The sequence below is a fragment of the Microbacterium altimontanum genome (assembly GCF_058349865.2).
The window spans coordinates 140,569-164,008 of record NZ_JBYRJB020000005.1 but is presented as its reverse complement, the minus strand read 5'-3'; the positions used below and the strand labels follow the sequence as shown (position 1 = coordinate 164,008).

Annotated in this window: 25 protein-coding genes; 13 read left to right on the top strand and 12 right to left on the bottom strand. The window is 70.4% G+C overall.

Going from position 1 to position 23,440, the window contains the following annotated elements; all coding sequences use genetic code 11:
• Window positions 1–100 precede the first annotated feature (100 nt).
• A complete protein-coding gene (locus tag AC3RX1_RS10370; protein ID WP_491501159.1) occupies window positions 101–319 on the top strand; it encodes a DUF3073 domain-containing protein in 219 nt (72 codons plus the stop codon).
• A gap of 58 nt (window positions 320–377) precedes the next feature.
• Here AC3RX1_RS10370 and purF read toward each other — a convergent pair whose 3' ends face one another.
• The gene (purF, locus tag AC3RX1_RS10365) at window positions 378–1,838 is read right to left on the bottom strand and encodes an amidophosphoribosyltransferase (protein ID WP_491501158.1); all 1,461 of its coding nucleotides are present in this window, start codon (window positions 1,836–1,838) and stop codon (window positions 378–380) included.
• Between the two features lie 6 nt (window positions 1,839–1,844).
• A complete protein-coding gene (gene purM, locus AC3RX1_RS10360) occupies window positions 1,845–2,990 on the bottom strand; it encodes a phosphoribosylformylglycinamidine cyclo-ligase (RefSeq protein WP_491501157.1) in 1,146 nt (381 codons plus the stop codon).
• Between the two features lie 108 nt (window positions 2,991–3,098).
• Between purM and AC3RX1_RS10355 the strand changes: the two genes are divergently transcribed.
• Window positions 3,099–3,713 carry a zinc-binding alcohol dehydrogenase gene (locus AC3RX1_RS10355; protein WP_491501156.1) on the top strand — a complete coding sequence of 205 codons (615 nt, stop codon included), beginning with the start codon at window positions 3,099–3,101 and terminating at the stop codon, window positions 3,711–3,713.
• Between the two features lie 6 nt (window positions 3,714–3,719).
• Here AC3RX1_RS10355 and AC3RX1_RS10350 read toward each other — a convergent pair whose 3' ends face one another.
• Window positions 3,720–4,112, bottom strand: coding sequence for a potassium transporter Trk (locus tag AC3RX1_RS10350; protein WP_491501155.1), 393 nt, complete (start codon window positions 4,110–4,112; stop codon window positions 3,720–3,722).
• Between the two features lie 62 nt (window positions 4,113–4,174).
• Window positions 4,175–4,528, bottom strand: a complete 354-nt coding sequence (locus tag AC3RX1_RS10345) for a sterol carrier family protein (protein ID WP_491501154.1) — start codon at window positions 4,526–4,528, stop codon at window positions 4,175–4,177.
• 33 nt (window positions 4,529–4,561) lie between these two features.
• Here AC3RX1_RS10345 and purD point away from each other — a divergent pair, with 33 nt between their 5' ends.
• Window positions 4,562–5,833 (top strand): phosphoribosylamine--glycine ligase, encoded by a 1,272-nt coding sequence (purD, locus tag AC3RX1_RS10340; protein WP_491501153.1) that lies wholly within the window; start codon window positions 4,562–4,564, stop codon window positions 5,831–5,833.
• A 254-nt stretch (window positions 5,834–6,087) separates the two neighbouring features.
• On the opposite strand, the gene AC3RX1_RS10335 is transcribed toward purD, so the two are convergent.
• Complete coding sequence (locus AC3RX1_RS10335; protein WP_491501152.1) at window positions 6,088–6,954, bottom strand: LLM class F420-dependent oxidoreductase; 867 nt, start codon at window positions 6,952–6,954, stop codon at window positions 6,088–6,090.
• A gap of 111 nt (window positions 6,955–7,065) precedes the next feature.
• On the opposite strand from AC3RX1_RS10335, the gene AC3RX1_RS10330 reads away from it, so the two are divergent.
• Entirely contained in the window at window positions 7,066–9,585 is a 2,520-nt protein-coding gene (locus AC3RX1_RS10330) for a CDP-glycerol glycerophosphotransferase family protein (RefSeq protein ID WP_491501151.1), read from the top strand.
• A gap of 76 nt (window positions 9,586–9,661) precedes the next feature.
• Window positions 9,662–10,510 carry a siderophore-interacting protein gene (locus AC3RX1_RS10325; protein WP_491501150.1) on the top strand — a complete coding sequence of 283 codons (849 nt, stop codon included), beginning with the start codon at window positions 9,662–9,664 and terminating at the stop codon, window positions 10,508–10,510.
• Window positions 10,511–10,523: 13 nt separating this feature from the next.
• Here AC3RX1_RS10325 and AC3RX1_RS10320 read toward each other — a convergent pair whose 3' ends face one another.
• Together AC3RX1_RS10320 and AC3RX1_RS10315 are read right to left on the bottom strand one after the other, a co-directional pair.
• Window positions 10,524–12,074, bottom strand: coding sequence for a DHA2 family efflux MFS transporter permease subunit (locus tag AC3RX1_RS10320; protein ID WP_491501149.1), 1,551 nt, complete (start codon window positions 12,072–12,074; stop codon window positions 10,524–10,526).
• Entirely contained in the window at window positions 12,071–12,694 is a 624-nt protein-coding gene (locus tag AC3RX1_RS10315) for a PadR family transcriptional regulator (protein WP_491501148.1), read from the bottom strand. Before AC3RX1_RS10315 ends, AC3RX1_RS10320 begins: the two co-directional genes overlap by 4 nt.
• 82 nt (window positions 12,695–12,776) lie before the next feature.
• Between AC3RX1_RS10315 and AC3RX1_RS10310 the strand changes: the two genes are divergently transcribed.
• The 4 genes from AC3RX1_RS10310 to AC3RX1_RS10295 all read left to right on the top strand — a co-directional run bounded on the left by AC3RX1_RS10310 (window position 12,777) and on the right by AC3RX1_RS10295 (window position 16,604).
• Window positions 12,777–13,793 (top strand): phosphoribosylaminoimidazolesuccinocarboxamide synthase, encoded by a 1,017-nt coding sequence (locus AC3RX1_RS10310; protein WP_491501147.1) that lies wholly within the window; start codon window positions 12,777–12,779, stop codon window positions 13,791–13,793.
• A 124-nt stretch (window positions 13,794–13,917) separates the two neighbouring features.
• Window positions 13,918–15,237 (top strand): uracil-xanthine permease family protein, encoded by a 1,320-nt coding sequence (locus AC3RX1_RS10305; protein ID WP_491501146.1) that lies wholly within the window; start codon window positions 13,918–13,920, stop codon window positions 15,235–15,237.
• A gap of 140 nt (window positions 15,238–15,377) precedes the next feature.
• Window positions 15,378–15,692 (top strand): helix-turn-helix domain-containing protein, encoded by a 315-nt coding sequence (locus AC3RX1_RS10300; protein ID WP_491501145.1) that lies wholly within the window; start codon window positions 15,378–15,380, stop codon window positions 15,690–15,692.
• A 36-nt stretch (window positions 15,693–15,728) separates the two neighbouring features.
• Window positions 15,729–16,604: a VOC family protein gene (locus AC3RX1_RS10295; RefSeq protein ID WP_491501144.1), complete on the top strand. Its 876-nt coding sequence runs from the start codon at window positions 15,729–15,731 to the stop codon at window positions 16,602–16,604.
• Between the two features lie 4 nt (window positions 16,605–16,608).
• On the opposite strand, the gene AC3RX1_RS10290 is transcribed toward AC3RX1_RS10295, so the two are convergent.
• The 4 genes from AC3RX1_RS10290 to AC3RX1_RS10275 form a co-directional block, all read right to left on the bottom strand.
• Complete coding sequence (locus tag AC3RX1_RS10290; RefSeq protein WP_491501143.1) at window positions 16,609–17,631, bottom strand: LacI family DNA-binding transcriptional regulator; 1,023 nt, start codon at window positions 17,629–17,631, stop codon at window positions 16,609–16,611.
• 10 nt (window positions 17,632–17,641) lie between these two features.
• Window positions 17,642–19,096 carry a GH1 family beta-glucosidase gene (locus AC3RX1_RS10285; protein WP_491501142.1) on the bottom strand — a complete coding sequence of 485 codons (1,455 nt, stop codon included), beginning with the start codon at window positions 19,094–19,096 and terminating at the stop codon, window positions 17,642–17,644.
• Window positions 19,097–19,246: 150 nt separating this feature from the next.
• Entirely contained in the window at window positions 19,247–19,696 is a 450-nt protein-coding gene (locus AC3RX1_RS10280; RefSeq protein WP_491501141.1) for a MarR family winged helix-turn-helix transcriptional regulator, read from the bottom strand.
• The gene (locus AC3RX1_RS10275) at window positions 19,684–19,824 is read right to left on the bottom strand and encodes a hypothetical protein (RefSeq protein ID WP_491501140.1); all 141 of its coding nucleotides are present in this window, start codon (window positions 19,822–19,824) and stop codon (window positions 19,684–19,686) included. The genes AC3RX1_RS10280 and AC3RX1_RS10275 overlap by 13 nt, the downstream gene beginning before the upstream one ends.
• A gap of 100 nt (window positions 19,825–19,924) precedes the next feature.
• Between AC3RX1_RS10275 and AC3RX1_RS10270 the strand changes: the two genes are divergently transcribed.
• The 4 genes from AC3RX1_RS10270 to AC3RX1_RS10255 are packed head-to-tail and all read left to right on the top strand — an operon-like array spanning window position 19,925 to window position 22,213.
• Window positions 19,925–20,173 carry a phosphoribosylformylglycinamidine synthase subunit PurS gene (locus AC3RX1_RS10270; RefSeq protein ID WP_491501139.1) on the top strand — a complete coding sequence of 83 codons (249 nt, stop codon included), beginning with the start codon at window positions 19,925–19,927 and terminating at the stop codon, window positions 20,171–20,173.
• Window positions 20,170–20,877 carry a phosphoribosylformylglycinamidine synthase subunit PurQ gene (gene purQ / locus AC3RX1_RS10265; RefSeq protein ID WP_491501138.1) on the top strand — a complete coding sequence of 236 codons (708 nt, stop codon included), beginning with the start codon at window positions 20,170–20,172 and terminating at the stop codon, window positions 20,875–20,877. The genes AC3RX1_RS10270 and purQ overlap by 4 nt, the downstream gene beginning before the upstream one ends.
• A 55-nt stretch (window positions 20,878–20,932) precedes the next feature.
• Window positions 20,933–21,268 carry a cupin domain-containing protein gene (locus tag AC3RX1_RS10260; protein WP_491501137.1) on the top strand — a complete coding sequence of 112 codons (336 nt, stop codon included), beginning with the start codon at window positions 20,933–20,935 and terminating at the stop codon, window positions 21,266–21,268.
• Between the two features lie 21 nt (window positions 21,269–21,289).
• Complete coding sequence (locus AC3RX1_RS10255) at window positions 21,290–22,213, top strand: 2-hydroxyacid dehydrogenase (protein ID WP_491501136.1); 924 nt, start codon at window positions 21,290–21,292, stop codon at window positions 22,211–22,213.
• 9 nt (window positions 22,214–22,222) lie between these two features.
• Here AC3RX1_RS10255 and AC3RX1_RS10250 read toward each other — a convergent pair whose 3' ends face one another.
• Entirely contained in the window at window positions 22,223–23,404 is a 1,182-nt protein-coding gene (locus tag AC3RX1_RS10250; protein WP_491501135.1) for a glycoside hydrolase family 3 N-terminal domain-containing protein, read from the bottom strand.
• Between the last annotated feature and the right edge of the window lie 36 nt (window positions 23,405–23,440).

Genomic DNA, 23,440 nt, shown 5'->3' with positions numbered 1-23,440 from the left:
CCGCGTGTTATCCTGAATGCTACTCTTACCGGTTTGAGACCGGATTCGTGAACGCGTCGGGCCGTGACAGCCCGCCACTTGGACCATAAGGGGGTCTCGCATGGGGCGTGGCCGTCAGAAGGCGAAGCACACCAAGATCGCCCGAGAGCTCAAGTACGACACGTACAGCGTGAACTATGCGGCACTCGAGCGCGAGCTCGGGCATCCCGACAACGCCGAGGACTCGTACGTCGACAAGTGGGCGGATGACTACGCCGACGAAGACGACGACACCGAAGACGACGAGGCGACAGACTCGTACCAGCATCTGAAGGCGTAGACCGCCCTCTCGGACCGCTGCGGCGTCCTCGAGCCGCAGGGGCTTCGCCGCGGAGCGATCAGCTCTCCTGCGAGCCCTCGACCCAGGCGAGATACTCCTCGCTGACCGACCCGGTGACGTACCGGCCGTCGAAGCAGCTCATGTCGAGGTCGTCGAGATCGCTGCCCTCGAGGATCGCCGCCTTCAGGTCGTCGATCTCCTGGTACACCATGTAGTCGGCGCCGAGCTCCTCGGCGATCTCCGGGATCGTGCGGCCGTGCGCGACGAGCTCATGCCGCGACGGCATGTTGATGCCGTACACGTGCGGGTAGCGCACGGGCGGTGCGGCCGACGCGAAGGTGACGGACGTGGCGCCGGCATCCCGCGCCATCTGGATGATCTGCTTGCTCGTGGTGCCGCGCACGATCGAGTCGTCGACGAGCAGCACGTTCTTGCCCTTGAACTCGCTCGACATCGCGTTGAGCTTCTGGCGCACGCTCTTCTTGCGCACCGCCTGGCCGGGCATGATGAACGTCCGGCCGACGTAGCGGTTCTTGTAGAAGCCCTCGCGGTACTCGATGCCGAGCTTGCGCGCCACCTCCATCGCGGCGGGGCGGGCGGAGTCGGGGATCGGCATGATGACGTCGATCTTGTCCATCGGCACGTGCTTCGCGATGGTGTCGGCGAGCCGCTCCCCCATCCGCAGGCGCGACTCATAGACGGCGATGCCGTTCATGATCGAGTCGGGGCGGGCGAGGTAGACGTACTCGAACGAGCACGGGAACAGCTGCGTGTCGGCCGCGCACTGGCGGCTGTGCAGGTTGCCGTCGATGTCGATGAAGACCGCCTCGCCCGGCTCGACGTCGCGCACGACCTCGAACCCGCCGTTCTCCATCACGAGCGACTCGCTGGCCACGAGCCACTCCGCCGAGCCGTCCTCCGCGTCGCGCCGACCGAGGATGAGCGGACGGATGCCGAACGGGTCGCGGAACGCGAGCAGGCCATAGCCGGCGATCAGTGCGATCGCGGCATACGATCCCTCGACGCGCTCGTGCACGCGGGACACCGCCTGGAAGACCTCGTCGGGGCCGAGCTGGAGGCCCGAGATCGACGACTGCAGCTCGTTGGCGAGCACGTTCACGAGCAGCTCGGTGTCGCTCGACGTGTTCAGGTGCCGGCGGTCCTTGTGGAACAGCTCGTCGGTCAGCTCGCGGGTGTTGGTGAGGTTGCCGTTATGCACGAGGACGATGCCGTACGGCGCGTTCACGTAGAACGGCTGCGCCTCCTGCTCGTTGCCGGCGACGCCGCGCGTGGCGTAGCGCACATGGCCGAGGCCGATGTTGCCGAGCAGCGAGCGCATGTCGCGGGTGCGGAACGCCTCGCGCACCATGCCGGAGCCCTTGTGCTGGTGGAACGTGCCGTTCGGCTCCGCCGTCGCGATGCCGGTGGAGTCTTGGCCGCGGTGCTGCAGGAGGAGCAGCGAGTCATAGATGTCCTGGTTGACCGGGCTGCGCCCGACCATGCCGACGATGCCGCACATGTGGTGTTACTTCGCTCCGTGGGGGTGGGAGGGGGTGTCGGTGTAGCCGCCGACGAGGCGCACGGCGCCGCCGTCGACGCCCTTGGCGCCTTCGATCCATCCGCCGCGCTGCTCAGCTGGGCGGGCGCCGTCGCCGACGACGCCGACCTGCCAGGTGTCGATCCCCGCGGCGTTGAGGGCGGATGCCGCATCCTGCGCCTTCGTCGCATCGACGACAGCGAGGAACCCGATGCCGAGGTTCCACGTGCCTTCCGTGTCGACGAGGTCGATGTCGCCGAGGTCCGCGAGCACGCGGAACACGGGTGCGGGCGACCAGGTGGAGCGGTCGAGCTCCACCCAGGTGCCGGGCGGGAGGACGCGGGCGAGGTTGGCGGCGATCCCGCCGCCGGTGACGTGGCTCAGCGAGTGGACGCCCTCGCCGAGCGTCTCGATGAGCTCAAGGAGTGGGGCCGTGTAGAGCCGGGTCGGCTCGAGCAGGGCCTCGCCCCACGTGGCGCCCAGATCTGCGGAGTGGTCGGCGTACGAGATCCCCGCGCCGGTGACGATGTGTCGCACGAGCGAGTATCCGTTGGAGTGAAGTCCCGAGGAGGCGAGCGCCAGCACGGCGTCACCCGGCCGCACCCGGTCGGCGCCCAGCACCCGGTCGGCCTCCACGACACCGGTCGCGGCGCCCGCGACGTCGTAGTCGTGCGGGCCGAGCAGGCCCGGGTGCTCCGCGGTCTCGCCGCCCACGAGCGCTGTGCCGGTGTCGGCGCAGCCGCGGGCGATGCCCGCGACGATGTCGGCGATGCGCTCGGGGACCACCTTTCCGCAGGCGATGTAGTCGGTCATGAACAGCGGCTTCGCGCCGACGACGACGATGTCGTCGACGACCATGCCGACGAGGTCCTGCCCGATCGTGTCGTGCTTGTCGATCGCCTGAGCGATGGCGACCTTCGTGCCGACACCGTCGGTGCTCGAGGCGAGCAGCGGCCGGGCATAGCCGCGCAGTGCGGATGCGTCGAAGAGGCCGGCGAAGCCGCCGAAGCCGCCGAGCACCTCGGGGCCGTGGGTGCGACGGACCGCCGTCTTCATCAGTTCGACCGCGAGATCACCCGCGGCGGTGTCGACTCCGGCGTGAGCGTAGGGGTTCGCAGAGGAGGGCGCGGCCACGGTTCCAGCCTACCCGGGTGGTGCCTGGGTAGACGCCGCGTTGCGCCGGCGAGAACGGCGGTGCCAGAGCGCTCCCCGGGCGGGTGGACGCGCCCCTACAATGGCGGCATGCACAGCGCCGCAGGGCCGGAATGGGTCATCCGCGAGGACGCGGATGTCACTGTGCTGGTCGCCCTGTGCCTGCGTCAGATGATCGGCGTGCGTGCTCCCGAAGAGCTGCCGCATCTGCGCGGTGTCGCGCCGCGGGCCAACGATCGCTCCGCGGAGGCGCAGCAGGCGCTCGAGCGGCAGTGGACGGCGTACTGGGAGATGACGGTCGAGCCCACCGCCCATCCGTCTGCCGTCGCGCTCGAGCTCGTCGACGGGTTCGAGACGCTCGTGGCACTGCCCGTCACGGGGTTCGCCGAGTTGCGGTCGGCGATCATCCCGCATGCCGCCGAGGCGCTGGCCGCCGCGCAGTCGATGCACGCGCGCTATGTGAAGACGGCCGTCGGGGGCTCCGGGGCGACGTCGTACCGCGCCTATGCGAGCGCGATCGCGGAGCACGAGCGGCAGGTCGGCCGGCGCGCGCACTCGTTCGAGCTGAACGTGCAGGTGCTGCCGCTCGCGCAGCGCGGGGTGTGGTGGATCGGTGCCCTGACGATCGCCGTGACGGACGGACTTCGTCAGGATGTCGCGGCCTTCGACGCCGCGATCCATCCGATCATCGCCGAGCTGGCGTGACCCCGATCAGTCGACCGGCGTGACGGTCTCGCGGTCGACGCGGACCCGCTTCGTGCGGCGGCCGATCGTGCGATCGAGAATCACCGCGACGACGCCGCCGACGGCGACACCGATCACTCCGCAGATGAGGACGAGGAAGCCGAAGATCTCGCTCTTGGAGTAGGCCACGGTGGTCTCGCGGCTCACCTCGCTCCCCGTCGCGTCGACGACGCCGAATGCGTAGGTGAGGATGAGCGCGACGATCACGCCGAGCGCTGCGCCGACGATGAGGAACACTGACACCTTGGGCGCACGCCGGACCGTCGCCTCTTCGTAGTCGTCCTCGATGAGCTCGGCACGGGCGCGGGGAGAGGATGCCGCAGCCCGTGCGTGCTCGGGAGTGTGCGCCTCGTCGACCATGCCTCCATTCTCGCACTCCGTCGGGTGCGAGGCTCCTCACTCGTCGGAAGCGAGGAGCGTTCCTAGGGGCGCAGCGGCAGCAGGTCGGAGAGGTCGGCCCGGACTCCGGATGCGAGGATGCGACCGGCTCCCTCGGCCTCCGCCCACTGCTGACGACCGAGCGCCAGCGAGATCCACGTCATCGGGTCGGTCTCGATGACGTTCGGCGGTGTGCCGCGCGTGTGCCGCGGGCCTTCGATCACCTGCACGGCGCCGAACGGCGGCACCCGCACTTCTACGGTGTGACCGGGTGCCTTCTCGGCGAGGAGCTGCAGCAGGTAACGGACGGCGGTGGCGAGGTCGGTGCGCTCGGGATCGCCGCTGTTGACACCGGCGAGCGCGGCTCTGCCATCCTCCGTAGAGATCTTGCGCGCCATGCGCCCACGCTACCCCGCCGATAGGCTGGGCGGGTGAGAATCCTCGTCCTCGGCTCGGGCGCGCGCGAGCACGCCATCATCCTCGCCCTCCGCGCCGAGACCGAGGCGCACGAGATCTTCGCCGCCCCCGGCAACGCGGGAATCGCCGAGGATGCGGTCGTCGTGGCGCTCGACCCGGACGACCCGGCAGCGGTCACGACGTACGCGAACGACGAGCGCATCGACCTGGTCGTGGTGGGGCCCGAGGCGCCCCTCGTCGCCGGCGTCGCGGACGCGCTGCGCGAGCGGGGCATCCCGGTCTTCGGCCCGGGCAGGGCGGCCGCGCAGCTCGAGGGGTCGAAGGCCTTCGCGAAGCGGATCATGGAGGCGGCCGGCGTGCCCACCGGGCGCGCGGTGCGGGCGCACACGCGCGACGAGGTGGCGGTGGCACTCGACGAGCTGGGCGCGCCGTACGTCGTGAAGGCCGACGGCCTCGCCGCCGGGAAGGGCGTCATCGTCACCGACGACCGGGAGGCCGCTCTCGCGCACGCGGAGCAGTACCTCGGGGGTGCCGCGGTGCTCGTCGAGGAGTACCTGGCCGGCCCCGAGGTGTCGCTGTTCTTCCTCGCCGACGGCGACCACGTGCTGCCGCTCAGCCCCGCGCAGGACTACAAGCGCCTGCTCGACGGCGACGCCGGCCCGAACACCGGCGGCATGGGCGCGTATTCGCCGCTGCCGTGGCTGCTCGAGCGCTTCGGCGGCGAGGACGCGTTCGTCGAGCAGGTCACGCGCGAGGTCGCCGAGCCGGTGATCCGGCAGATGGACGCGGAGGGCACACCGTTCATCGGTCTGCTCTACGCCGGGCTCGTGCTCACCGAGAGCGGTGTGAAGGTCATCGAGTTCAACGCGCGCTTCGGCGACCCGGAGACCCAGGTCGTGCTGCCGCGGCTGGTCGATCCCCTCAGCGAGCTGCTGCTGGCAGCGGCATCCGGTCATCTCGAGGACATGCCGCGTCCGGCCTTCGCCGAGGCGACGGCGGTCACGGTCGTGCTCGCCAGCGAAGGGTACCCCGCCGCCCCGATCACGGGTCGGGTGCTGACGGGGCTGGATGCGGCGGCCGCCGTCGAGGGAGTGCACGTGGCGCATGCCGCCACCGGCCGCACCGACGAGGGCCTCGTCGCGACGGGCGGTCGCGTGCTCAACGTCGTGGCACTGGGGACGACGTTCGCCGAGTCGACCAACCGCGCGTACCGGGCGCTCGCGAAGATCGACCTGCAGGGCGGCCAGTACCGCACCGACATCGCCGCCCGCGTCGTCGAGGACTGAGTTTCAGCGCGCCATCCCGGCGACTTCACCGCCCCTGCGTGTGCGTGCTCCACGGATCAGCCGGTGCGGCGGTAGACGAACACGTCGGTGATCTCCGGCAACTCGAAGACGGAACGGCCGCGAGTGTCAGGATGCGTGTCGAGGATGCGCTGCACCTCCGCTGTCATGCGGGCGTGTTCGTTCGGGTCGTCGGCGGCCGGTCGTACTCCTCGCCGATGCCGCGGAACGACCGCGCCAGCCTCGCATCGACCATCTCAGAGCTGGGCGAGGCGGGGCACGACATCGGCGGCGAGCACCTCCACCGATTCGAGCTGATGATCCGGCCGCACGCCGAACACGACGAGGTCGATGCCGAGCGACGCGAACCGCTGCATCGTGGGCCAGAACTCATCCGCGCGGGGATCGAGCCGAGTGCCCATCACCTGCTTCTCGATCGCGTCGAAATCGGTGCCCACATCGTCGCAGTGCCGGCGCAGCACGTCGAGCAGATGCGCCGCCTCGTCGGGATCGGCCGTCGTGAGGTTCACGATCTGGGCGTACTGCGCAGCGATCCGCAGCGTCTTGCGCTCCCCCTTGCCCCCGATCATGAGGGGCGGATGCGGCGCACTGACCGCCTGCGGACTGTTCAGCGTCGCGGCGAGAGAGTAATGCTCGCCCTGGAACTGCCCGTCGTCTTCGCTCCACATCTGCAGCGCGATGCGCACGGCCTCTTCGAGCCGCTCGAAGCGCTCCGCGATCGGCGGGTACGGCACTCCGAGCGCGTGGTGCTCCCGCTCGTACCAGGCGGCGCCGATCCCCAGTGCGGCACGTCCGCCGCTCAGCACGTCGAGCGTCGTCACCGTCTTCGCGAGCAGACCCGGATGCCGGTACGTGACGCCGACCACGAGCGGCGCGAGCCGCATCCGGTGCGTCTGTGCAGCCACATACGCGAGCGTCGAGAACGCCTCCAGCATGGGCTGAGCGGGATCGCCTGCCGCCTCCATCTGGAACCAGTGGTCCATGACGGTGAACTGCCCGAACCCGCCATCCTCGGCGGTGCGGGCGGTGCGCCCGAGCACGTCGGGGATCGTGGCCGGCTGACCCGGCATCGTGTAGTTCCAGAAGTGCAGTCCTGCGCGCATGGCGCAACGCTACGCCTGTCGCCCGCGCTATGGGCTGTGGGATGTCGGCGCAGGTAACGGCCCGATAACACCCGGAGGCGCCTCTCAGCACTCCCGGTCTACGCTCGACGCGTGAGACTTCCCCTGCCGAAACGACTGAATCGCTACGTCCGTCGCGCCGGCCGGGCGATGCAGGCCGAGCGGGTCGCGTACAGCCGGTCGAAGGCCATTCAACACGACGTCGTGCTGTACGAGTCGTTCGCGGGCAACGGCATGCTGTGCAATCCCGAGGCGATCTTCCGCTACCTCGTGAACCGCCCCGAGTTCGACCACCTGTGGCATGTGTGGGCTCTCACCGGCGACGACGCGATCGCCCGCTTCACCGCTGAGTTCGGAACGCACCCCCGCGTCCGCTTCGTGGAACGCGACAGCTTCGCGTATTGGCAGGCGCTGTCCCGCGCCGGCTACCTCGTGAACAACGCGACGTTCCCGCCCGCGTTCGGCAAGCGGCCCGGTCAGGTCTACATCAACACGTGGCACGGCACGCCCCTCAAGCTCATGGGCTTCGACATGCCGAACGGCGCCGTCGAATCGGCGAACACCCTGCGCAACTTCCTCATGGCCGACTACCTGCTCGCGGCCAACCCCTTCATGGCCGAGACCATGTACGAGGACGCATACCGGCTGCGCAACGTCTACCAGGGTCAGATCATCGAAGAGGGCTACCCGCGCGTCGACCGGCAGCGGCTGACGGATGCGCAGAATGCCGGTGTGCGGCTCGAGCTCGAGCGTGCGGGGATCACCCTCGATGACCGGCGCATCGTCCTGTTCGCCCCGACGTGGCGAGGTGCGTCGTTCAGCGACCCCGACGACGATCTCGACGCGCTCGCAGCGCAGGTGCACGCGATCCAGTCGCGCCTCGACGACGACTGCGTCGTGCTCCTGAAGACGCATCAGGTCGTCCACGCCCTCGCCGCCGACCGGCCGGCGCTGCGCCGCATCCTCGCGCCCAACACGATTCCGACGAACGTGCTCCTCGGCGCATCCGCCGCTCTCATCACCGACTACTCGTCGATCTTCTTCGACTACCTCGCGACCGGGCGGCCCATCGCGTTCTTCACACCGGATGCCGACGACTACGCGGTCGATCGCGGCACCTACCTCTCGCTCGACGAACTGCCCGGACCCGTCACGTCCGATCCCTTCGAGGCCGGGGCGGCGGTCGCGGCGAAGCTGCGCAGCGGTGTTCTGCACGAGCGATACACGGAGTGGGCCGAACGCTTCACGCCGTATGAGGACGGCCACGCGACCCGCCGGGTCGTCGACATCGTCTTCCGCGGCGACGCCACGGGCCGGCGCGTGCGTCCCGTGCGCGACGACGGTCGCACGCGGCTGCTCTTCTTCCTCGGGGGCATGCGCTCCAACGGCATCACGACCTCGGTGCTCAATCTGCTGAACGCGATCGATCACACGAAGTACGACGTGACGGCCCTCATGCCGCTGTTCCGCGCCGAGAACCCCCGCGCCAACCAGGCCCTCATCAACCCCGCCGTCCGGCAGGTTTTCCGCATCGGCGGGATGAACGGCTCGAAGGCGCTGCAGCTGCGGCGACGTGCCCGCGACCGGCGCGGCCTGCCGCCGGCGCCGCGCGACGAGCGCTGGCACGCGAAGCTGTGGGACAGCGAGTGGGCGCGCGTGTTCGGGTCGGCCACGTTCGACTGGGTCGCCGACTTCAGCGGATACAGCCCGATCTGGACGAACCTGCTGCTGCACTCGCCCTATGCCCCGCGTGCGATCTGGCTGCACAACGAGATGGCATCCGACCGGGAGCGCACCGTGGGCGGCAAGCAGCCGCTGCGCCGCAACCTCAGCCTGGTCTTCTCGCAGTACGGCGCGTTCGACCACCTCGTCTCGGTCTCGCCGCGGCTCACCGAGCTGAACCGCACGTCGCTCGCCGAGTACGCCTCGCCCGAGCGCTTCACGACGGTGCGCAACCTGCCCGACGTCGACCGCGTCGTCACCGGGATGTCCGCGCCGTTGGAGACGCTCCTCCATGACGACGAAGACATGCCCGAGTGGATGTCGGAGCTGCGCACGCCCGAGCGCGAAACCTACTGGTTCGTCTCGGTCGGCCGCCTGTCGACGGAGAAGAACCACGCGCGGCTCATCCGGTCTTTCGCCGAGGTGCACGCGCAGGATCCGCGCGCCCGGCTGGCGATCGTCGGGGGCGGGCCCCTGGAGGGCGATCTGCGGACGCAGATCGCCGAGGCGGGCCTCGAGCACGCGGCGTTCCTCACCGGACAGCGCTCGAATCCGTTCGCGATCATGGCGGCCGCCGACTGCTTCGTGCTGTCGAGCCGCTACGAGGGCCAGCCGATGGTGCTGCTGGAGGCGGCGCTGTGCGGGCTGCCGATCGTCTCGACCGCGTTCGGCTCGGTGCGCGATGCCCTGCCGGGCGACACGATCCACGTGGTCGAGCAGTCCGACGAGGCACTGCAGGACGGGCTGCTCGCCGCGCTGCGCGGCGATGTCCCCGCGAGCACGCTCGACGCCCCGGCGTACACGGCCGAGGTGGTCGCCGAGCTCGACGCCCTCATCGCCGCCGGAGCCCGGGTCGCGTTCACCGGTCCCGTGCGCACCGTGCGGCCGTAGGTCCGACCGGGCTCATCGGATCGTATGGGAGGGTGGAGGGAGACGGCGGGCGCCCGTCCCGCTCCAGGAGGATCCGATGACTGATGCTGCAGCCACCACCCTCGACGAGTCGGCCCCGTTCTTCCGGGCCGGTCAGCGCCACCGCTTCACGGCGCGCGAAGCGACGGTCGTGGCTGTGACGCATCCGTCGCCCGACTACATCCGCGTCACGCTCACCGGCCCCGACTTCGGCGACTTCGTCAGCGCCGGGCCGAGCGACCACGCCCGCACCTTCTTCCCCGACCCCGCCACGAGCGAGCTCGTGGCGCCGGTGGCGACCGGCCCTGGGGAGGATGGCATCGTCCGACCGGATCAAGCCACGTTCGGCCGCGACTTCACCCCGTTGAACGTGCGCGACGAAGACGGGCGGCGATTGGTCGACCTCGACATCCTCCGCCACGAGAGTCCCGGACCCGCTGCCCGGTTCGGAGCGAAGGCAGCGGTCGGCGACCGCCTCGTCCTCGTCGGTCCGCGAGGGTCGAAGGCCGCGACGCAGAACGCATCCCGCGTGGTGCTCGTCGTCGACGGCACGTCGCTCCCCGCGGCGGGCCGGTGGCTGGCCGAGGTTCCGGTGACGACGGCCGTCGAGGTGATCGTGAGCGGCGCGATCGCGGACGCAGCGCGGGCGTATCTGTCCGGCTTCGCCGAGCGCGAGTTCGGACTGCGCGTCGCCGACGATCTCGTGGCGGCACTGACGGCGGTGGGCGTGGATGCGTCGACCTATGTGTTCGCCGCGGGCGAGGCATCCGCCCTCGTGCCGCTGCGCCGGCACCTGCGCCACGCGCTCAGCCTGCCGCGCGAGCAGTACAGCGTCTCGGGCTACTGGCGACGCGGCGTCGACGCGTGGGACCACCACGCCCCGATCGACCCGGTCGACCCCGACTGACCCGCCGGTCGGCTCAGGCGACGGGCTCGGCCGGCGCCTCGTGCGCGCTCTTCCAGGCTGTGGCCTTCGAGGCGCGCGCCTCCTTCATGAACAGCACCACGACGACCCCCACCGCCATCACGATCGCGGGCAGCAGCATCGACTGCGCCATGGCGTCGGAGAACGGGCCTGCCACGAACGACGGCAGCTGACCCGACCCCATCTGCCCGGCGTGCTCGCTCGCTCCGGGAAGGTTCGCCTCGAGGCGCGCCTGCATGATCGCCGCGATCGCCGACGAGCCGAGCACCGATCCCATGGTGCGGGTCGTGTTGTAGATGCCCGAGCCGGCCCCGGCCTGCCGCGGGTCGAGGTTGCGGGTCGCGGTTGTCGCGAGCGGCCCCCACACGCCCGAGCTGCCGATGCCCATCAGGGCCGAGGGCAGCAGGAACATCCAGATCGGGGTGTCCATGTTCATCAGCCAGGCGTACCAGAACAGGGCACCGGCGAACAGCGCGATGCCGGGCACGAGCAGGAACCGGGAATCGGTGCGGTCGAGCAGCCTGCCCGCGAACGGGGCCAGCACGCCGGACAGGACGGCCATGGGGATCATCAGCAGCGCCGAGTCGGTCGGGCTGAGCCCGCGCGCGAGCTGGATGAAGAACATGAGCGGCAGGGTCATCCCCGTCACGGTGAACCCGACGATCGCGATGCCGAGGTTCGAGACCGAGAAGTTGCGGTCGGCGAACAGACGGAGCGGTACGAGCGCCTCGCTGCGGGTCTTCGCCTGCTGCCAGATGAAGACGCCGAGCAGCACGACGCCGACCGCGATGAGCTCCCACACGGTGATCGGTCCCCAGATCGGACCCCAGTCGAACTTCTCGCCCTCCTGCAGCCCGAACACGATGAAGAAGAGCGCGGCGGCCGAGAGGAACACGCCGACCATGTCGAAGCGATGCTCGTGGGTCGGCAGCTTCGGCACGAGGATGAGCGCGAGCACGAATCCGATCACTCCGACGGGCAGGTTGACGAAGAAGATCCACTCCCAGCCGAAGCCGTCGACGAGCAGACCGCCGGCGAGCGGGCCGACGAGCATCGCGACGCCGGAGGTCGCACCCCACAGCCCCATCGCCGCGCCGCGCTGGTTCGGCGGGAACGTGCGGGTGATGACGGCCATCGTCTGCGGAGTCATCATCGATGCGCCCACGCCCTGCACGGCACGGAACGCGATGAGCATCGGCAGGGTGGTCGACATCCCTGCGCCGAGGGACGCGAGCGTGAAGATCGACAGACCGACGAGGTAGATGTTCTTCGGCCCGAACCTGTCGCCCAGGCGCCCCGTGATCAGCAGCGGCACGGCATACGCGAGCAGGTAGGCGCTCGTGACCCACACGACGTTGTCGAGGTTGTTCGTGTCGGGGTCGAGCGCCGCCTTGATGGCGGGGTTCGCGACCGAGACGATCGTCGTGTCGACGAGGATCATGAAGAACCCGATGACCAGTGCCCAGAGGGCCGGCCACGGGCTGCGCGGCTGGTGGCCGCGGGGGGCGGATGTCGCGGCCTGCGCCGCGGGAGAGGTCTCGGTCATCGCTGGGCTGCCTTTCGCAGTGCCTGATAGGCGTCGATGTGATGGGGAGAGAGCTCCGCAATCCCCCAGGGATAGTCCTCGCGCTGCAGACGCGCGAGGAAGGAATCGGTCCAGTCGAGTTCGGCGGCGAGGAGAGCGCTGTGCCGATCGAGCTCGATGACGAACTGCTCGGCGACGCCCCTGCTTCGTGCTGAATCCAAACCGCCGTGCAGCGCGCGGTATTCCGCCGCGAGCGCGTCGCGCCGCGCGGTGATGAGGGAGATCACCTCGGCACGGTCGAGGTTGTGCGCCTCGGCGAGCGCGACCCGGAACTGCGGCACGCCGTCGGTGCGCGCGAGGTGCATGCGCACCCACTCGGCGAGGACCTCCGGCGCGCGCTCGGTGAGCGTGTAGGTCGTCCGTTCCGGGCGGTTCCCCTCCCGGTCGACGCCGACCTCGGCGATCAGTCCGTCGCGCTCCAGCCGCGCGACCGTGTGGTAGAACGTGCCGTTCGTGAGCTTGACCATGCGGTCGTCGCGCCGATGGCGCAGCAGCCGCATCATCTCGTACGGATGCATATCGCCCTCGCGCAGCAGCGCCACGACCATGACCCCCAAGGGGGTCAGCGCAACATCCTTCACCGTCTACTCCAACTCGACTAGTCCACATGGAATATACACGCCGGCGCCGCCGCTGTCACGACGTGCGTGGGAGGATGGGCGCGTGAGCACCCCCGCAGCAGTCCCCGGCTGGACGCACATCTACTCCGGAAAGGTCCGCGACCTGTACGTGCCCGACGGCACGCCCGAGGGTCCCCGCCCCGAGCGGATGCTCGTCGTCGCGAGCGACCGGGTGAGCTCGTTCGATCAGGTGCTCAGTCCCGACATCCCCGGCAAGGGCGCCCTGCTCACGACGCTGAGCCGGTGGTGGTTCGAACGCCTGGCGGGCGGGGACGGCGGGCCCGCGATCCCGAACCACCTCATCGACGACGCCGAGGTTCCGGATGTCGTGGCCGGCCGGGCGATGATCGTGCGGGGGCTCGAGATGCTGCCGATCGAGTGCGTCGTGCGCGGGTATCTCACCGGGTCGGGATGGGGCGAGTACCAGGCGAGCCAGACGGTGTGCGGCATCCACCTGCCCGACGGACTGCGCAACGGCGACCGGCTGCCGGCGCCGATCTTCACTCCGGCCTACAAGGCGCCGCTCGGCGAGCACGACGAGAACATCTCGTTCGATCGCGTCGTCGAGCTGATCGGCGCGGAGCGGGCTGCGGCGGTGCGCGCGCTGTCGCTGCAGATTTACGAACGCGCGGCCGCCACGGCGCGGGAGAAGGGGCTGATCCTCGCCGACACCAAGTTCGAGTTCGGCGTCGACGATGACGGCGTGATCCGGCTCGCGGACGAGGTGCTCACGGCGGATTCCTCGCGGTACTGGGATGCCGAGACCTGGGCGAACGGGACCACTCCTGCCGAGCGGATGGCGAGCTTCGACAAGCAGATCGTCCGGGACTGGCTCTCGGCGAATTGGGGCCCCGCGCCCGGAGGCTCGGCGCAGCGCGCCAGCGATGCGCCGAGTGGGCGTGGGGAGGGCCCCGCGCCCGGAGGCTCGGCGCAGCGCGCCAGCGATGCGCCGAGTGGGCGTGGGGAGGCTGGGGAGAGCGAGCCGCCGACGCTGCCCGACGACATCGTGGAGCGCACGGCCGCCCGCTACCGCGAGCTGATCGACCGCCTCACCGCGTAACGCGGGGAGGTGTGCCGGCGCTGCGCGCATCCCTTCCAGGCCGCAGCGGCACTGCTCACAGGACGCTCCCAGGTAAAGTCGTCACGGCGGCATCAGGTCGCCGATTCCACCCCCTGGAGACCGCATGCCCCTCTGGACCCTGCACGGAAACGGCCGCACCGTGGCCCCCGGCGACGTCGTGCACCCCGGCGAACGCCTGAGCTGGCCCGCGACGATCGCGATCGGCGCACAGCACGTCGTCGCGATGTTCGGAGCGACGTTCCTCGTCCCGATCCTCACAGGGTTCCCGGTCTCGACGACACTCCTGTTCTCGGGCATCGGGACGATCCTGTTCCTCCTGGTCACGCGCAACAAGCTCCCGAGCTACCTCGGGTCGTCGTTCGCGTTCATCGCCCCGGTGACGGCGGCCACGGCATCCAGCGGCATGGGCACCGCTCTCGCCGGCATCGTGGCCGTCGGCGTGCTGCTGGCGATCATCGGCTTCGTCGTGCAGTTCGTCGGCGTCGGCTGGGTCGATCGCTTCATGCCGCCGGTGGTCGCCGGCGCCATCGTCGCGCTGATCGGCTTGAACCTCGCGCCGGCGGCGTGGGGCAACGTGCAGAAGCAGCCGCTGACGGCGACGATCACGCTGGTCGCGGTCATCCTGTTCTCGGTGCTGTTCCGCGGATTCCTCGGGCGGATCTCGATCTTCCTCGGCGTCGTCGTCGGGTACGTCGCCGCCGGCTTCCAGGATCAGATCGACTGGAAGGCCGTGAACGACGCGGCTTGGGTCGGCCTGCCGGAATTCCACCTCGCGAACTTCACCGCACCCGGCACGTGGGGCGCGATCGCGATGTTCCTGCCCGTTGTGCTCGTGCTCATCGCGGAGAACGTCGGTCACGTGCGTGCCGTCGCCACCATGACCGACAAGTCCGTGAACAAGCAGACCGGCAAGGCCCTCATCGCCGACGGCGCCTCAACGACGCTCGCCGGTGTCTTCGGCGGCTCGGGCACCACGACGTACGGCGAGAACATCGGCGTCATGGCCGCGACCCGCGTGTACTCGACCGCCGCGTACTGGGTCGCCGGCATCGTGGCCATTCTGCTGGCCCTGTCGCCGAAGATCGGCGCGCTGTTCAATACGATCCCGGCGGGAGTGCTCGGCGGCGCGACCACAGCGCTGTACGGCCTGATCGGCATCATCGGCATCAAGATCTGGGTCGACAACCGCGTCGACTTCTCGCGCCCGGTCAACCAGTACACCGGAGCGGTGGCGCTGGTGATCGCGATCGCGAACTTCACGATGGGCTGGGGAGCGTTCCAGCTGAACGGCATCGTGCTGGGCGCGGCGGCGGCGCTGGTGGTCTACCACCTCGGCAACGCGATCGCGCGCTGGCGCAAGACCGGCGCCGACGATGGCGGCCCGATCCCCGCCGTCGGCCCGCTGGGCGGCGATCCGGAGTAGCGGGACCAGCAACCCGGGCAGCAGCTGGACCGGCCAGCTCCCGAGGCCGGGCCGGCCCGGCAGAGACGACGAAGCGGCCGAACTGGTCAACGGAAGCGGCCGGACTGGCCACCCCGGCCCAGGCGTGGCATGGTGAAGCCATGGCCACCGACGAGATCCTCGCGCCCGAGATCGCACGTGCGGCGCGCGCCCTCAGCCGGGTCTCCGCAAAGCACCTTGCAGTGGAAGCCGGCATCGCGAAGCACGACCTCCGCGATTTCGAGCGCGGCAACCGGGAACTGCGCACCGACGACCAGCAGCGCCTCCGCGAAGCGCTCGCCGCGCACGGCGTCGTGTTCATCGCCGACGACGAGGCAGGCGGCGCCGGAGTGCGCCGCAAGTTCAACGCGTCGAAGGTGAGGCGCCTGCACACCTGGGAGGGCGAGGGCGGACCGGTCGCGAACGACCACGTCTGAACCGGGGGAATCGCGGCGGCGGATCCGGCGTTGTACATGCATGTGAATACGACGCCCGACCGGATCGCCGCCGCCACGTCGATGGGCGCGGTGACGCTGCTCGTCGCCGACCTCGACGCGATGACGGCCTACTACCGCGACGCCGTGACCCTTCAGGTGCAGGATGCCGACGGCGAGACGGTGACCCTGGGCCGCGCCGGCCGCCCCCTCGTGATCCTGCGCTACGAGCCCGCGCTGCGGCACGCCCCCGCCGGCGCAGCCGGGCTCTACCACACCGCCCTCCTCTTCGAATCACGCACCGCCCTCGCCGCGGCGCTGTACTCGGTGGCACGGCACGCCCCTGGCACGTTCACCGGCAGTGCGGATCACCTCGTCAGCGAGGCGTTCTACTTCACCGACCCGGAGGGCAACGGCGTCGAGCTGTACACCGATCGCGCGCGCACCGAGTGGTCATGGACACACGGGCAGGTCGAGATGGCCACGATCTTCCTCGACCCGAACGCGTTCCTGCGGGCACACCTCACCGATGATGCGCTGGCGGGTTCCACGGCGCGGGATGCGGCATCCGTCGGCCACGTCCATCTCTCGGTCGGGGATGTCGCCACGGCCAGGGCCTTCTATGTCGACGCGCTCGGCTTCGACACCACCGCGAGCCTGGGCGACACGGCCCTGTTCGTCAGCGCCGGCGGCTATCACCACCACATGGCGATGAACGTCTGGGAGTCACGCGGCGCGGGCCCCCGCATGCCCGCCCTCGGGCTCGGCCGCATCGACCTCGCCCTCCCCGATGCCGACGCGCTCGGGGCCTTGCACGAGCGGCTCCGCGACCACGGGTTCGCCGTCCGAGACGACGGCCGCACGCTGAGCTTCGACGACCCCTGGAACAACGCCCTGCTCGCGACGGTCGGCTGACGGGTCAGGCCGAGGCGCGGACCACGAGCTCGGCCGACAGGATCGTCTCCCGCGGCGGGTGGGCGCCGGCGAGGATGTCGAGCAGCACGTTCGCCATCGTCTGGCCCTGCTCGAACGACGGCTGCCGCATGGTCGTCAGGGCCGGCGTCACCGACGTGGCCACGGGAGAGTCGTCGAAGCCGATCACCGCGACATCGTCCGGCACCCGCAGCCCCTCGCCGGCCAGCACGGTGAGCACCCCGCGCGCCATCAGGTCGCTGGCGACGAACACCGCGTCGGGCGCCGGGCCGCGTCTGAGGACGTCTCGCATCGCCTGCGCTCCCCCGTCGGACGTGAAGCCGCCATCGGCGATCGGCCCCTCCTCCAGCCCCGCGGCGGTGAGCGCCTGCCGGTAGCCCTCGAGCCGGTCGACGCCCGCCGGCATCGTCAGGGGCCCGGTGATCATGCCGATGCGGCGGCACCCCCGAGAGATCAGATGCTCGGTGGCCGCCCGGCCGCCGGCGATGTTGTCGACGTCGACGTAGTGGTCGCCTTCACGATGGTTCACCGGACGGCCGCCGTAGACGACCGGCATGGTCGCCGCGATGCGATCGATGAACGTGTCGCTCGTGTGGTGGGACACGATGATCGCGCCGTCGACGTTGCCGCCGCGCATGTAGCTGGTCATCTTGTGACCCGGGTCGTCGCTCGCGATGAACAGGTTCAGCACGTAGTCCGATTGGACCAGCCGCTCGTTGATCCCCGACACGACGGCGGCGAAGAACGGGTCTCCGAAGAACCGCGTCGTGTCCTCGGGAACGACGAGCCCGATCGCGAGGGTCTGCCGGCTCGCCAGCGACCGCGCGGCGCGGTTGGGCACGTATTTCAGCTCGGCGATCGCCCGTTGCACGGCTTCGAGCGCGGCCGGGCTCACGGCGGTCGAGCCGTTCACAACGCGAGAAACCGTGGAGCGCGACACCCCGGCGGCCGCGGCGACCTCTTCGATCGTCACCGTCGCGCGGGTCGCCTGGTTCGTCGCGTGCTTCACAAGCGGGATGCTACCGGCCCGCGCCGGGGACGGGTTCCTCCAGCGACCGCGCCGCGATGATCCGGGCGTACTCGAGCGCGCTGTCCTTCAGCGTGCGCTCCTGGGTCTCGTAGTCGACGCGGACGATGCCAAACCGCTTGTCGTATCCCCACGCCCATTCGAAGTTGTCCATGAGCGACCAATAGAAGTAGCCGCGCACGTCCACGCCGGCGTCCACCGCGTCGAGCACGGCCGCGAGGTGCGCTCGAACGAACGCCGCACGGTCGGTGTCGTGGACCGCGCCGTCGGTGACCACGTCGTCGTAGGCGGCACCGTTCTCCGTGACGTAGAGCTTCACGCCGGCGGGCCCCGCGTCCTCCTCGGACAGTCGCCTCAGCAGCCGGGTCAGGCCCTCGGGCTGCACCTCCCAGCCCTGGCTCGTGCGGCGCAGTCCGCGCTCCACGGCGTGGATGCCGGCGTCCGACGGATAGGGGCTCCGCCCCGCGCGCGTGGTCGCCGGGGCGCTCACGACCGGCGGGTGGTCCGGCGCCGTCGCCGAGACGAGGTCGCCGTGGTAGTAGTTCACGCCCTGGGTGTCGATGGGGGTGGCGATCGTCTGCAGGTCTCCCTCGTGGATCGCCTCTTCGAACGTGCGCACGGCTGCAGCATCCACCGCGCGGATGTCCTCCACGACGTCGGCTGGATAACTGGCGCGGTAGATCGGGTCGAGGAACCAGCGGTTGAACTGCCCGTCCACACGGCGCGCCGCGTCGAGATCCCGAGGATCCGCGGGGTCGGCGGGGTCGGCGACCGTGTGGTTGAGCGTGATACCCAGATCGAGGGATGCGTCGCGGTCGCGCAGCGCCCGGATCGTGGACCCGTGCGCGAGCAGGAGGTGGTGCGAGGCCAGCAGCCCCTCCTCGATGCTCGTGTGGCCTGGCGCGTGCTCGCCCCCGGTGTAGGAGAGGAAGGAGGCGCACCACGGCTCGTTCAGCGTCGTCCACACGTTCACGCGGTCGCCCAGGGCATCATGCATGTCGAGTGCGTACTCCGTGAACCTCTCCGCGGTGGAGCGGACGGTCCATCCTCCCTGCTCCTGCAGCGCCTGCGGGAGGTCCCAGTGGTACAGGGTGAGCCACGGCAGGATGCCGGCCCCGAGCAGCTCGTCCACGAGGCGCGAGTAGAAGTCGATGCCCTTCGGATTCAGCGCGCCGCCGTCGGGGCGCACCCGCGCCCACGACGTCGAGAACCGATACGTCTGCAGTCCGAGCCGCTTCATGAGGGCGACGTCGTCACGGTAGCGGTGGTAATGGTCGCACGCGACATCGCCGTCGTCTCCGCCGTGCACCGCGCCGGGTACACGGCAGAACGCGTCCCAGATCGAGTCGCGGCGACCGTCCTCGTGGGCGGCGCCCTCGATCTGGAAGGCAGCCGTGGCAGCACCGAACAGGAAGTTCTGCGGGAAGGGGCGAGTGCTGTCGGTCATAGTGGCCGGTCCTCTCTCGGTGGCGGGCGTGGCGGTGAACGACATCCTCAGCCTCTCACTGTGCCCACGGTCGAGGCATAGACACACGTGCCGTCCAGCTTATGAGAGCGCTCCCATAGCCGTCAACGCCAGCACGCTGACGTTCGCCGGTCAAGGAGCATGGTCGTGCGGCGGAGCGGCGGAGCCCGCATCCTCCGCATACGCGCTCAGCTCGTCGAGGAAGCGGATGACGATCTCCCGCTCCGGCGGCGTCAGCGATTTCGCGACCTCGAAGCGCTGGGCATGCGTCTTGCCGACCGTGTCACGCACCTCTCGGTGCGTGCGGTCGGTGATGCGCACCACGAGCGCGCGGCGGTCGGTGGGGTGCGGCGCGCGCTCGATGTGGCCGGTGCGTTCCAGGCGGTCGAGCAGCTTGGTGGTCGACGCCGTCGAGATCCCGAGGTGCTCGGCCAGTGCGCCGGGCGTGACGAGCCGCCCCTCGTGCTTCGCCGCGACGAGATAGCGCAGCGCCTCCATGTCGGTCTCGCCGAGCCGCATGTCTCCGCGCGTGCGGGCGCTGAGCGCGCTCTCGGCGTCGCGCCAGCGACTCATCCCGGCCATACGCGCACGATCTGGGTCATCTCGGCGTCGTCGATCCCGGTCGTGTCGACGAGCTCCTGATCGGGGTCGATCACGCGCGGGTCGAGCATCCGGTCCCTTCCCCGGTGGTCGCGGCGATGCGTGGGCATGGCCGCAGTCTATTCAGCGGGCGCCGTCACCCGGCCGTCGTCCCAGGCGACGCACCGTAGACTTGGCATGCACCCCTACCCGCGACATCCGGAGCCTCGAATGCCCACCATCGTCGTCGACGTCATGCCCAAGGCCGAGCTGCTCGATCCGCAGGGGAAGGCGGTCGCCGGGGCCCTCGCACGCATCGGCGAGGAGGCGTTCAGCGCCGTCCGCATCGGCAAGCGCTTCGAGCTCACCGTCGACGGACCGGTCGACGACGAGACGCTCGCCAAGGCCGAGAAGATCGCCGCCGACATCCTCTCGAACGGCGTGATCGAAGACGTCGTGGGCATCGAGGTCGTCGAATGACCACCCGCATCGGCGTCATCACGTTCCCCGGGTCGCTCGACGACCGCGACGCGCAGCGTGCGATCGCCGTCGCGGGGGCCGAGCCGGTCGCGCTGTGGCACGGCTCGCACGACCTGCAGGGCGTCGACGCGCTCGTGCTGCCGGGCGGCTTCAGCTATGGCGACTACCTGCGTTCGGGTGCCATCGCGGCACTGAGCCCGATCATGTCGGAGGTGAAGGATGCCGCCGAGCGCGGCATGCCCGTGCTCGGCATCTGCAACGGATTCCAGATGCTCGTGGAGGCCCACCTGCTGCCGGGCGGGCTCATCCGCAACGCGAACCAGCAGTTCGTGCGCCGCGATCAGAAGCTGCGCGTCGAGAACACCGCCACCGCATGGACGACGGCATTCGACGACGGGCAGGAGATCGTCATCCCGCTGAAGAACGGCGAGGGTGGGTACATCGCCGATGGCGAGACGCTGAACCGCATCGAGGGCGAAGGGCTCGTCGCGTTCCGCTACGTGGGAGTGAACCCGAACGGATCGCTGAACGACATCGCCGGGCTGACGAACGAGCGCGGCAACGTCGTCGGGCTCATGCCGCACCCCGAGCACGCCGTCGAGCCCGGATTCGGGCCCGACACCGCCGCGGCCATGCGGTCGGGCGTGGATGGACTCGGCTTCTTCACCTCCGCGATCGCCGCCGCCGTCGGCGCCGCGGCCTGACGCGACGCGCGCACCGCGCCGGAGCGTGGTTGACTGAGCGGAACGGAGGTGACCCGTGTCGCAGAAGATCTCTCTCATCGCACAGGCCCGGCAGGAGCTCACGCAGGCCGCCGGCGCGGCGAGCGGTCGCAGCGCCAAGACCGTCTACGGCGGGCACGAGCACGCCCTGCGCCAGACCGTCATCGCACTGCTCGCCGAGCAGCGGCTCGAGGAGCACAACAACCCCGGCGAGGCGACGGTGCAGGTGATCAGCGGCCACATCCGGCTGATCGCCGGAGACACCGTCTGGGAGGGCCTGCCCGGCGACCACCTCATCGTGCCGCAGGCGCGGCACTCGGTCGAAGCCGTCGAGGACTCGGCGATCCTGCTCACCGTGGTCAAGACCGCCTGACCCGGAGGTAGCGTGGGGCGCATGGCCCGTCTCGTCGTCACCGTGCCCACCGACCGTCTCGCCGCCGATCTCGGCGCCATCGACGACGTCGAGGTGCTCGTCTGGCCGATGGACGGCCCCCCTCCGCGCGACGAGATCGACATCGTCGTCCCGCCGTACATGTCCCACCCGCGCGACGGGTTCGGATACCTGCGCGACGTGAGGACGCGCCTCGTGCAGGGGCAGTCGATCGGATACGAGAACGTCGTGACGCAGCTTCCGCCCGGGCATGCCTTCGCGAACGCGGCGACCGTGCACGAGACGTCGACGGCGGAACTCGCGGTCGGCCTCGCGATCGCCGCGCAACGGCAGATCCCGGGCTTCGTGCGGGCGCAGGATGAGCACAGCTGGGCGCCCGTCTTCGCCGAGAGTCTCGCCGACCGTCGCGTGCTGCTGCTCGGCTACGGCGGAGTCGGGAAGGCCATCGCGGCACGCCTCGCGCCCTTCGAAGTCGAGCTCACCGTGGTCGCCCACCGCGCCCGCACCGAGGAGGGCGTGCGCGTCCACGGCATCGATGAGCTTCCCACGCTGCTCCCCCAGGCGGAGCTCCTGATCGCGGCGCTCCCCGGCGGCGACGAGACCCGGAGCCTGATCGACGACGAGGCGCTGGGGCTGCTGCCCGACGGTGCGCTCCTCGTCAACGTCGGGCGCGGCCCGGTCGTCGATACGGATGCGCTCGTCGACCATGTCCGCCGGGGGCGGATCCGCGCGGCGCTCGACGTCGTCGACCCTGAGCCGCTGCCCGCCAACCACCCGCTGTGGGAACTGCCGGGAGTGCTCATCAGCCCGCACGTCGGCGGAGCGTCGACCGCCATGCTGCCACGCATCGCCCGGCTCGTGCGCACGCAGATCGAGCGGATGCTCGCCGGCGAGCCGCCGCTCAACGTCGTGCTGCCGGCATCCTGACGCGGGTCCTCACTCGCCCGCGTGGAGTCCCGCCTCCTTGGCGGTGACGACCCGACGCGCGGCGTCGTCGACCTGCTGCGCGAACGCCGGATCGTTCCGCGCGTGCGTCAGCACCGCGTCGTACATGCTGGGCAGCAGCCGCGGTCCGCTCGAGACGAGCACGATGTCGCAGCCCGCCGCGATCGCCTTCATCGCCCGGCCGCCCGGGGAGTACCCGGCGACGGCCGCCGCGGCCGAGAGGTCGTCGGTGATGACGACGCCGTCGAAGCCGAGCGTGCCGCGCAGCAGGTCCGTGATGACCTTCGGGGAGAACGCGGCAGGAGCCGCCGGATCGATCTTCTTGTAGACGGCCGTCGACGCCATGACGAGCGCGGGCCCCGTCGCAAGCAGCGTGCGGTAGACCTGCACGTCTGGCGAGTCGACGCCGACCACGGTGTCGACGGCGGGGGCGAAGTCGGTGTTGGTGGACGTGCGGCCGAGCCCCGGGAAGTGCTTGAACGTCGGCATGACGCCGGCCCGCCGCATCCCCTCGGCGAACGCCCCGGCTCCCGCCGCAACGCTCTTCTCGTCGTACCCATACTGCCGGTGAAGCAGGCCGATCGGCTTGTTCTGCGCCGCGGTGTCGGGGCTCGTCACGATGTCGGCGACCGGAGCGAGGTTGAGGTCCACGCCGGCGCCGACGAGCTGCGCGCCCCATGCGGCCGCGTCGTCCTCCAGCGTCGCGGGCGCCAGCTCGCCCTGCGTCAGCGCCGACGGGATGGGCGTGAAGCCCGAGCCGGAGAGCACCTGCACATCGCCGCCCTCTTGGTCGGTCGCCACCCACAGCGGGATGCCGTCGGGATGCGTCAGCCCGGTGAACCGGTCGACGAGGGCGCGCGTGGCGGCGAGGCTCGACCGGGTGCCGCTGTGCAGGAACACGCCGCCGACGTGCCGTGTCGTCACCGCCTCGATCGCGCCGGGTTCGGGTGAACCGGTGCCCGTACCGACCATGAACAGCTGCCCGACCCGCTCGGGGAGCGTGAGGTCGGCGATCGGATCCGCCGGAGTGGGAGTCGGCGTGGTCGCGCTCGGCATCGGCGTCGTCGGCGTCCGGCTCGGCGGGGGGACGGCGGCCGGTGCGCATGCGGTGAGCACGCAGGCCGTCACGAGCAGGGCGGTGGCGCGAGCGGATGCGGCGATGCGGGAACGCATGACCCCAGTGTGGTCGATCGGACCGGCCGCCGGAGA

Coding starts and splice junctions, on each gene's coding strand:
- AC3RX1_RS10370 (WP_491501159.1), top strand. CDS start 101: ATGGGGCGTGGCCGTCAGAAGGCGAAGCACACCAAGATCGCCCGAGAG.
- purF (WP_491501158.1), bottom strand. CDS start 1,838: ATGTGCGGCATCGTCGGCATGGTCGGGCGCAGCCCGGTCAACCAGGAC.
- AC3RX1_RS10355 (WP_491501156.1), top strand. CDS start 3,099: ATGCACAGCGCCGCAGGGCCGGAATGGGTCATCCGCGAGGACGCGGAT.
- AC3RX1_RS10350 (WP_491501155.1), bottom strand. CDS start 4,112: ATGGTCGACGAGGCGCACACTCCCGAGCACGCACGGGCTGCGGCATCC.
- AC3RX1_RS10345 (WP_491501154.1), bottom strand. CDS start 4,528: ATGGCGCGCAAGATCTCTACGGAGGATGGCAGAGCCGCGCTCGCCGGT.
- AC3RX1_RS10335 (WP_491501152.1), bottom strand. CDS start 6,954: ATGCGCGCAGGACTGCACTTCTGGAACTACACGATGCCGGGTCAGCCG.
- AC3RX1_RS10325 (WP_491501150.1), top strand. CDS start 9,662: ATGACTGATGCTGCAGCCACCACCCTCGACGAGTCGGCCCCGTTCTTC.
- AC3RX1_RS10320 (WP_491501149.1), bottom strand. CDS start 12,074: ATGACCGAGACCTCTCCCGCGGCGCAGGCCGCGACATCCGCCCCCCGC.
- AC3RX1_RS10305 (WP_491501146.1), top strand. CDS start 13,918: ATGCCCCTCTGGACCCTGCACGGAAACGGCCGCACCGTGGCCCCCGGC.
- AC3RX1_RS10300 (WP_491501145.1), top strand. CDS start 15,378: ATGGCCACCGACGAGATCCTCGCGCCCGAGATCGCACGTGCGGCGCGC.
- AC3RX1_RS10295 (WP_491501144.1), top strand. CDS start 15,729: ATGCATGTGAATACGACGCCCGACCGGATCGCCGCCGCCACGTCGATG.
- AC3RX1_RS10285 (WP_491501142.1), bottom strand. CDS start 19,096: ATGACCGACAGCACTCGCCCCTTCCCGCAGAACTTCCTGTTCGGTGCT.
- AC3RX1_RS10280 (WP_491501141.1), bottom strand. CDS start 19,696: ATGGCCGGGATGAGTCGCTGGCGCGACGCCGAGAGCGCGCTCAGCGCC.
- AC3RX1_RS10275 (WP_491501140.1), bottom strand. CDS start 19,824: ATGCCCACGCATCGCCGCGACCACCGGGGAAGGGACCGGATGCTCGAC.
- AC3RX1_RS10270 (WP_491501139.1), top strand. CDS start 19,925: ATGCCCACCATCGTCGTCGACGTCATGCCCAAGGCCGAGCTGCTCGAT.
- purQ (WP_491501138.1), top strand. CDS start 20,170: ATGACCACCCGCATCGGCGTCATCACGTTCCCCGGGTCGCTCGACGAC.
- AC3RX1_RS10255 (WP_491501136.1), top strand. CDS start 21,290: ATGGCCCGTCTCGTCGTCACCGTGCCCACCGACCGTCTCGCCGCCGAT.
- AC3RX1_RS10250 (WP_491501135.1), bottom strand. CDS start 23,404: ATGCGTTCCCGCATCGCCGCATCCGCTCGCGCCACCGCCCTGCTCGTG.